The following is a 7,904-nucleotide window of genomic DNA, read 5'->3' as shown; positions in this document are numbered from 1 at the left end:
GCGGCAGACCGAACCACTGTTGGTTATTAACGGACATGTTAACCTCGATTTCAGGATGCAGAGGAGCGGCTCCGCTGCACAACAGCGGAGCATTATTGTTATTAAATTAAAGAGGTATGTTATTCGCGGATTAGCCGACCGGCCTGTTGTAGCGCTTTGTAGGCCTCATACCTGCGTTGATGTAGCGAGCTAAACGCCGTTTCGCTACGATAGGTTTTATCCACTCTGGTGAACCGCTTCATGGCGTCCGGTAGCGAGGCGGCGACGTTGCCCGCGACGGCGCCGAGGATGGCGGAACCCAGCAATACTGGTTCGCTACTGGCTGTGCTGACCACTGTCACGCCGCAGGCGTCGGCCAACAGCTGGCGTACCAGCGGGTGCTGACCCGCGCCGCCGCTGATAACGATATTTTCGTTCCCAATACCACAGGCGCGTTGGGCATCGAGGATCTGCCGCAGGCCGTAGCCAATTCCGCATAATCCGGCGACGTACAGCGCGGTCAGATTATCAAGATCCCGCTCCATCCCCAGCCCGGCAATCAGCGCTTTCGCGTGGGGGTCGGCAAGCGGCGCGCGATTGCCGAGAAACTCCGGCACGACATGCAGTCCATCAGCCAGCTGCACCGCCTCCGACGGCGAGGCAACCTGCGCCAGCACGCGATCCGCCAGCCAGACCGGCAGCGGAACGGCGGCGGCTTTGGCCTGTTCACGCGCTTCTGCCGCTGCCGGATGGAAGCTCAGTAACTGGTCGATAGCCGCGCCGGCGGCGCTTTGTCCGCCTTCGTTCAGCCAGTAACCCGGTACCATCGCCGAATAGTAAGGCCCCCAGACGCCAGGAACGAACACCGCTTTCTCGGTGGTAGTCATGGTGCAGGAGGAGGTGCCGAAGACGTAGGCCATATTATTCACCGCGCCGTTGAGTACGCCGACGGTGCCGATGCCGCCTGCATGGGCGTCGATCATCCCGACCGCCACCGGCGTACCGACAGGCAGGCCCATCTCTTCAGCCGCCGCCGCGGTTAACCCATCACCACAGGGCGTACCCGGATCGACAATGCGCTGGCCGATACGAGCGAAGTCTTCCTCCGCCAGCTCTGCGAGGCCAATCTGGCGAAAGTAGTCGGCATCCCAGCGTTTTTCATGGGCCAGATAGGTCCATTTACAGGTGACGGTACAGACGGAGCGGGCCAAATCGCTGGTCGCGCGCCAGGTGAGATAGTCGGCCAGGTCGAAGAAATGGCGCGCGGCGGCAAAAATCTGTGGACGGTTTTCTTTCAGCCACAGCAGCTTCGGCGTCTCCATCTCCGGGGAGATAGTCCCGCCGACGTACTGCAGCACCGGATGGCGGGTGGCATTGATGCGTTCCCCCTGTTCGGTGGCGCGGTGATCCATCCAGACGATGATATTGCGTTCCGCCTCTTCGCTGGGGCCGACGGCCAGCGGCGCGTCATTCTCACCGATTACCACCAGCGAGCAGGTGGCGTCGAAGCCGATACCGGCAACCGAGTGCGGAGAGACGGCGGATTTTTCGACCGCGCGTTTAATGCAGTCGCAAACCGCCTGCCAGATTTCGCGGCTGGATTGTTCCACCACGCTGCCGGCGCTGCGGAAGAGGGTGATCTCTCGGGTGGCGTGGGCCAGTAGTTCGCCGCTGAGGTTAAATACCCCGGCGCGCACGCTGCCGGAGCCGACATCGACGCCGATAATGGTTTGAGTCTCGCCATTCATAAAATCGTCCTTTTAGTCACCGATACCGGGGGTTATAAATCAACGCTGTTAGGCAAAATAACCAGGTCGCGTACGGTGACGTTTTTCGAACGGGTGACCATAAACAGTACCGATTCGGCAACTTCGATAGGCTGCATCAGGCTACCGTTGGCCAGCGCTTCTTCCATTTTCTCTTTCGGCCAGTCATCGAGCAGGGCGGTGACCACCGGGCCAGGCAGTACCGCGCCGACGCGGACACCGTGTTGGGAAACCTGGCGGCGGGTGGTATGAACAAACGCCTGTACGGCGAATTTTGAGGCGGTATAGATAGGTTCCCAGATAACCGGTACCACGCCGGCGATGGAGCTGGTGAAAATAATATCGCCGGATTTTTGCGCGATCATATGCGGCAGCACGCTACGCACGCAGCGGAAGGCGGCATTAGTATTGAGGTGCAGCACGCGATCCCAGACGTCCGGGTCACCCTCGGCGACCGGGCCGCCGATATAAGCGCCGGCGTTGGCGTGGAAGATATCGAGACGTCCGGCAAGCTGCAGGATGCCGTCAATGATCTTATCCACCTGCTCGCCCTGCATCAGATCGACCTGTAAGGCAAAAGCGTTTTCGCCAAGCTCTGCCACAATCTTGTTGAGCTTTTCGCCTTCACGGTCGATCAGAACCACCTTCGCGCCCGCGCCAAGCAGGGTTTTCGCGCATTCAAGACCAATGCCGGAAGCAGCGCCGGTGACCGCGGCGACTTTGCCGCTAAGAGAAGTATTCATAGAGGATACGGAGTGGTTCATTTTATAATCCTTCATGTTGTCTGTTTTGCTCTTCAAGCTGGTCTCGACGAGCTTGAGGAGCGGTTACCTGCTACAACAATCTGGCCTGTCAGAGCAGGAGTAACTAAGTTAATCTATTGAATATCAGCACCATTTATTTCAATTTGCTGATGTCTGAACGAGTATTGAGTGTATACGCTAGCGAGCGTCATGGTTGCTCAATCGATGAAGCTAATGTTGCGCCAGCTTCATCGATTGAGCAAGTGGGGAAATTAACAGCGAAATGAATTTGTGACGCAAGTTGGGAAAATGAAAAAAATCACTATCTACGATCTGGCGGAATTATCCGGCGTTTCGGCAAGCGCGGTGAGCGCGATCCTCAATGGCAACTGGAAAAAACGCCGTATCAGCGCCAAACTTGCGGAAAAAGTGACGCGGATTGCGCAAGAGCAGGGCTACGCGATTAATCGCCAGGCCAGCATGTTGCGCAGTAAAAAATCGCATGTCATCGGGATGATTGTCCCCAAATACGACAACCGCTATTTTGGTTCCGTGGCGGAAGGCTTTGAAGAGATGGCGCGTGAGCGCGGCCTGCTGCCGATTATTACTTGTACTCGCCGTCGTCCAGAGCTGGAAATCGAAGCGGTGAAGGCGATGCTCTCCTGGCAGGTAGACTGGGTGGTGGCGACCGGGGCGACTAATCCGGATAAAATTACCGAGCTATGTCAGCAGGCGGGGGTGCCGACGGTCAACCTTGACCTACCGGGCTCCACCGCACCGTCGGTGATCTCCGACAACTACGCGGGCGCCCGCGCGTTGACCGATAAAATTCTTGATAACAGTCTCAATCGCCACGGCAAACTGGCACCGCTGTTTTTTGTCGGCGGGCGCAGCAGCGACCACAACACCCTGGAGCGTTTGCGCGGATTTCGCGATGCTCATGAGGCGCGCGGCATGAGCGTGCCGGAAGAGAATATTTTTTCTCCGGGCTATTCAAAAGGCAAAGTGGAAGCCTGCATGCAGGCGCGTTTCAAAAGCGCCGATGAACATCTGCAGGGGTTCTTCGTTAACTCGACCATCTCGCTGGAAGGGGTGGTGAGATGGCTGGCGCAGTTAGGGCTGACCGGCGTCGAGCAGCCGCCGATGGGCTGTTTTGACTGGGACCCATTTGTTTATCTATTGGGTCACGATATTGACATGGTGCAGCAGAACGTCCCGGCGATGCTGGAAGCGGTATTCAATATCATCGACGCAGGTGAAGCCAGCCAGCAGCGGGTAGAGATCCCGCCGCTGCTGATTAGCAGCCGCGAGCATCTGGCGTGAAAAGCCGCTGGCGCTAGCGCGTCAGCAGCCAGCGGGCGGTATGTTCATCGGTCACCAGGCCGTTAATCCAGCCACCTTTTAACGCCGCGAGGATCGCCGGGCGCTTGTTCTCGCCGCAGGCGACGGCTATTCGCGGGCACTGGTTTTGGCGGATATCGTAGCTGGTGATCAGCCGATTAATTTCGCTGTCGACGACGCCGCCGTCGGCATCGATAAAGCGGCCGAGGATCTCGCCGATGCCGCCGCGCGCCGTCAGTTCATCCAGTTGGGCTTTATTAATAAACCCGTCTTTGAAGATCGGGCTTTGGGTACCCAATGGGCCGATACCGACGAAAATAACGTCCGCCTGCTGCGCTGCGGCAGAAACATTGCTGAACAGTCGGCTGCCGCACCACATCTCATGTTCCTGACGGGTTTGCGCATAGCGCGGCGCGGGCCACTGAAAGTAGTTGGCCTGAATTTTCCGCGCCAGCAGCAACGGCACATCATCGTAGTAGTTGCATTTCCCCTCATCGTTCATTGCGCTAATCAGCGCCACGCAGCGGCTGTTTGGGCTATCGAAATCAATGCGCTGGATGGTTTTTTTCAGCGTTAATCCAGAACCAATGCCGATTATTTTGGCGTTATCGCTCTGCAGGTAGCGGGCCATCAGCTGATAACAGCCGAAAGAAACGCTATCCAGCGTACTCTCTTCGTTGTAGGTCGGCACGATATTGCACTCGATGAGTTGATACTTTTCCTGCAACAACTGCGCATAATCGAGGCAGTTCGCCACAGGATGATGCAAGCCAATCGACACAATACCTTCTTCCTTCGCCGCGGCGATCAGGCGCTGGACCACCGGCCTTGAGGTGCCAAGGTGGCTGGCGATTTCGCTCTGATTCTGACCGGCAATGTAGTACATCCATGCGGCGCGGACCTTCTGATCCAGCCTGATGTCGTCTTCTTTACTCACGGTGTCCTGCCTTAAATACGCGGGCGCGGTAGCGCAGATACCCGCATTTTGGCTGCGGTTTTCCAAACAGGCAAGCTTTTGCTCTGTTTTGGTCATTTGTAATTTAAATGGGTAATTGCTCTTTTGTGATCCGTAGCTCTTATTTGATTCAAATGATCATCTACAGTGAGCCGCATCACCTCAAGGAGAGCAGAACATGAATACGCAATTCACATGGCTTCACATCGGTCTCGGTTCTTTTCATCGCGCCCATCAGGCGTGGTACCTGCATCGACTGCGGGTTTCCGGCGATTCGCGCTGGCATATCGCGGCGGGAAATATTCGTAACGACGCCGAGCACGTGGTGCAGGCGCTGGCGGAGCAGAGAGGACGCTACGTCCTCGAGACGGTGAGCCCGGAAGGGGAGCGCGAATATGAAGAGATCGCCTCAATTCAAAAATTACTGCCGTGGCAGGCGGGACTGCAGCCGCTGATTGATGAAGGCGCGAACCCGCAGACTAAAGTCATTGCTTTCACGGTGACGGAAGGGGGTTATTACCTCAATACGCAGCATCGCCTGGAAACCAGCAACGCCGATCTGCAGGCCGATTTGCAGGGAGATTGCAAAACCATTTATGGCACCATCACCCGGATTCTTGAAAAACGCATCGCCGACGGTGCGGGTCCGCTGACGCTGCTCAACTGTGACAACGTGCGCCACAACGGCGAACGTTTCCATGATGGGCTGGTGGAGTTTCTGCAACTGACCGGTAAACAGCAGGTTATTGACTGGCTGGCGGCGAACGCGACCTGCCCAAACACCATGGTCGATCGTATTACGCCACGCCCGGCCGCCGATCTGGCGCCACGTATCAAAGCGCAAACCGGCATCGATGATAAAGCGCCGGTGATGGGCGAAACCTTTATTCAATGGGTAGTCGAAGATAATTTCCGCGCTGAGCGCCCGGCGCTTGAGACGGTGGGCGTGGAGATGGTGGCGTCGGTTATCCCCTATGAAGAGGCGAAGATTCGAATTCTTAACGCGTCACATAGCTGTATTGCCTGGGCGGGAACCCTGTTGGGCCAGCAATATATTCACGAGAGTACGCTTACCGATGCCATCTACGCCATTGCTGACCGTTACGTCAGCGAAGATGTGATCCCGTGTCTGGGTGATAACGGCATCGACCTGGCAACCTATCGCGACGTGGTACTCAAGCGTTTTACCAACCCCTATATCCAGGACACCAACCAGCGGGTGGCAGCCGATGGATTCTCAAAAATCCCGGCGATGATTGCCCCAACCCTGCAGGAGTGCTACCAGCGCGGCGTGCGCCCGCAGGCTACCGCTATGTTGCCGGCGCTGTTCTTTGTCTTTATGCAGCAGTGGCATAAAGGGGCTTTACCGTATCAGTACCAGGACGGAATTCTCGATGAGGCCGCGGTGCATGCCATGTTTAATTCGCCTGATCCGATCGCCCGGTACGCTGCTGATAAAGCCTTATTTGGCGAGCAGGCGGAATCGGCGGATTTTCAGGCGCTGCTGCGTGAGCAAATCGCCGCCGTCTACGCGTTGACCCAGCAGGAGGCGCTATGTATTTAGGTATCGATCTCGGCACTTCGGAAGTTAAAGCGCTGGTGCTGGATGAAAATAATACGGTCGTCGCCAGCCATAGCGCGCCGTTGACCATTCAACGGCCGCATCCGCAATGGTCTGAACAATCGCCGCAGGCGTGGTGGGAAGCGACGGAATATCTGATTGCCACTCTGCGCGAGAAGTGCGCGAGCCATTGGTCGGCGATTAAAGCCATCGGCCTTTCCGGGCAGATGCACGGCGCCGTACTGCTGGATGCCAGCGGCGAAGTGATTCGTCCAGCGATTTTATGGAACGATACCCGCTGCGCGCAGGAGTGCGCCGAGCTTGAGGAGATGGCGCCGGAGTTGCATCAGGTGGCTGGTAATCTGGCGATGCCGGGGTTTACCGCGCCGAAACTGCTGTGGGTGCGGCGTCACGAACCGCAGCATTTCGCCCGTACCGCCTGCGTGCTGTTGCCGAAGGATTTTCTGCGCTACAAGATGACCGGCAAAAAAGTCTCCGATATGTCGGATGCCGCCGGGACGCTGTGGCTGGATGTTGCGCGGCGGGACTGGTCCGACGCGCTGCTGCAGAAGTGCGGCCTGACGCGGCAACAAATGCCGGAACTGGTGGAAGGATGCGACGTTTCCGCCACGCTGGCGGCAGACATTGCCGAACGCTGGGGGCTTAATCCTTCGGTGCTGGTGGCGGGGGGCGGCGGCGATAATGCGGTCAGCGCGATTGGCGTTGGCGCGGTGTCGCCGGGAGACGCTTTTATCTCGCTGGGTACCTCCGGCGTACTGTTTGTCGTCACCGATCGCTATCGTCCGGCGCCGCAGTCGGCGGTGCATGCTTTCTGTCATGTGCTGCCGAACCTGTGGCACCAGATGAGCGTGATGCTCAGCGCCGCCAGCTGTCTGCAGTGGTTCTGTCGTCTGACCGGCACCACCGAAGTGGCGCTGCTGGAGGAGGTCGCCCAGTTAAGCGAAGACGAAAAAGCCAATGCGCCATACTTCCTGCCTTATCTTTCCGGCGAGCGTACCCCGCATAACGATCCTCTGGCGCGCGGTATGTTCTGGGGAATGACCCATGCCAGCCTGCGCGCTCAACTGGGATATGCGGTGCTGGAGGGAGTGAGCTTCGGTATTGCTGACGGCCTGCGCGTGTTGCAGGAGAGCGGAACCCGTATCGACCAGTGCTCACTGGTTGGCGGCGGCGCCCGCAGTCCGTTCTGGGCGCAACTGCTGGCGGATATCCTGGCGATGCCGGTGGTGACGCATAAAGGCGGGGAAACCGGCGGCGCGCTCGGAGCGGCGCGGCTGGCCTGCCTGGCGGCGGGCAAGCCGCTGGCCAGCGTTTGTCATAAGCCGGAAATCTGGCAAACCTGGCAGGCGGATCCGCAGCGTCATCAGGCGTTGATGCTGCGTTACGCCCATTTCCAGTCTCTGTACCTCAACGACCGACATTTTCGACAGCAATAAGACATATGACGCTCCGGCGAAACTGCCGGAGTGATTCTCCTGCACCCTACAACAACGAGGTCACCATGTCCGTAAATCACCAACAGTGGCTCGGTCTGCCAT

General features: G+C 57.9%; 6 protein-coding genes. 3 read left to right on the top strand and 3 right to left on the bottom strand.

Annotated features, from left to right (window positions below):
* Nucleotides 1-119: 119 nt before the first annotated feature.
* Together ABLV07_RS16230 and ABLV07_RS16225 are read right to left on the bottom strand one after the other, a co-directional pair.
* Nucleotides 120-1,727, bottom strand: a complete 1,608-nt coding sequence (locus ABLV07_RS16230; protein WP_348853618.1) for an FGGY-family carbohydrate kinase — start codon at nucleotides 1,725-1,727, stop codon at nucleotides 120-122.
* Nucleotides 1,728-1,759: 32 nt separating this feature from the next.
* Nucleotides 1,760-2,509, bottom strand: coding sequence for an SDR family oxidoreductase (locus tag ABLV07_RS16225; RefSeq protein ID WP_015365771.1), 750 nt, complete (start codon nucleotides 2,507-2,509; stop codon nucleotides 1,760-1,762).
* 288 nt (nucleotides 2,510-2,797) lie between these two features.
* Between ABLV07_RS16225 and ABLV07_RS16220 the strand changes: the two genes are divergently transcribed.
* Nucleotides 2,798-3,811, top strand: coding sequence for a substrate-binding domain-containing protein (locus ABLV07_RS16220; protein ID WP_348853617.1), 1,014 nt, complete (start codon nucleotides 2,798-2,800; stop codon nucleotides 3,809-3,811).
* Between the two features lie 13 nt (nucleotides 3,812-3,824).
* On the opposite strand, the gene ABLV07_RS16215 is transcribed toward ABLV07_RS16220, so the two are convergent.
* On the bottom strand, nucleotides 3,825-4,766 hold the full coding sequence (locus tag ABLV07_RS16215) for a sugar-binding transcriptional regulator (protein ID WP_116326835.1): 942 nt from the start codon (nucleotides 4,764-4,766) through the stop codon (nucleotides 3,825-3,827).
* A gap of 196 nt (nucleotides 4,767-4,962) precedes the next feature.
* Here ABLV07_RS16215 and dalD point away from each other — a divergent pair, with 196 nt between their 5' ends.
* Nucleotides 4,963-6,348 (top strand): D-arabinitol 4-dehydrogenase, encoded by a 1,386-nt coding sequence (gene dalD / locus ABLV07_RS16210; RefSeq protein WP_348853615.1) that lies wholly within the window; start codon nucleotides 4,963-4,965, stop codon nucleotides 6,346-6,348.
* Nucleotides 6,339-7,802 carry a xylulokinase gene (gene xylB / locus ABLV07_RS16205; protein WP_047064578.1) on the top strand — a complete coding sequence of 488 codons (1,464 nt, stop codon included), beginning with the start codon at nucleotides 6,339-6,341 and terminating at the stop codon, nucleotides 7,800-7,802. The genes dalD and xylB overlap by 10 nt, the downstream gene beginning before the upstream one ends.
* Nucleotides 7,803-7,904: the final 102 nt, after the last annotated feature.

The sequence above is a fragment of the Klebsiella sp. CN_Kp097 genome (assembly GCF_040064495.1).
Classification (GTDB): domain Bacteria; phylum Pseudomonadota; class Gammaproteobacteria; order Enterobacterales; family Enterobacteriaceae; genus Klebsiella; species Klebsiella aerogenes.
The sequence above is the reverse complement of the archived record's forward strand: the minus strand, read 5'-3'. Positions and strand labels throughout refer to the sequence as shown.

Coding starts and splice junctions, on each gene's coding strand:
- ABLV07_RS16220 (WP_348853617.1), top strand. CDS start 2,798: ATGAAAAAAATCACTATCTACGATCTGGCGGAATTATCCGGCGTTTCG.
- ABLV07_RS16230 (WP_348853618.1), bottom strand. CDS start 1,727: ATGAATGGCGAGACTCAAACCATTATCGGCGTCGATGTCGGCTCCGGC.
- xylB (WP_047064578.1), top strand. CDS start 6,339: ATGTATTTAGGTATCGATCTCGGCACTTCGGAAGTTAAAGCGCTGGTG.
- dalD (WP_348853615.1), top strand. CDS start 4,963: ATGAATACGCAATTCACATGGCTTCACATCGGTCTCGGTTCTTTTCAT.
- ABLV07_RS16225 (WP_015365771.1), bottom strand. CDS start 2,509: ATGAACCACTCCGTATCCTCTATGAATACTTCTCTTAGCGGCAAAGTC.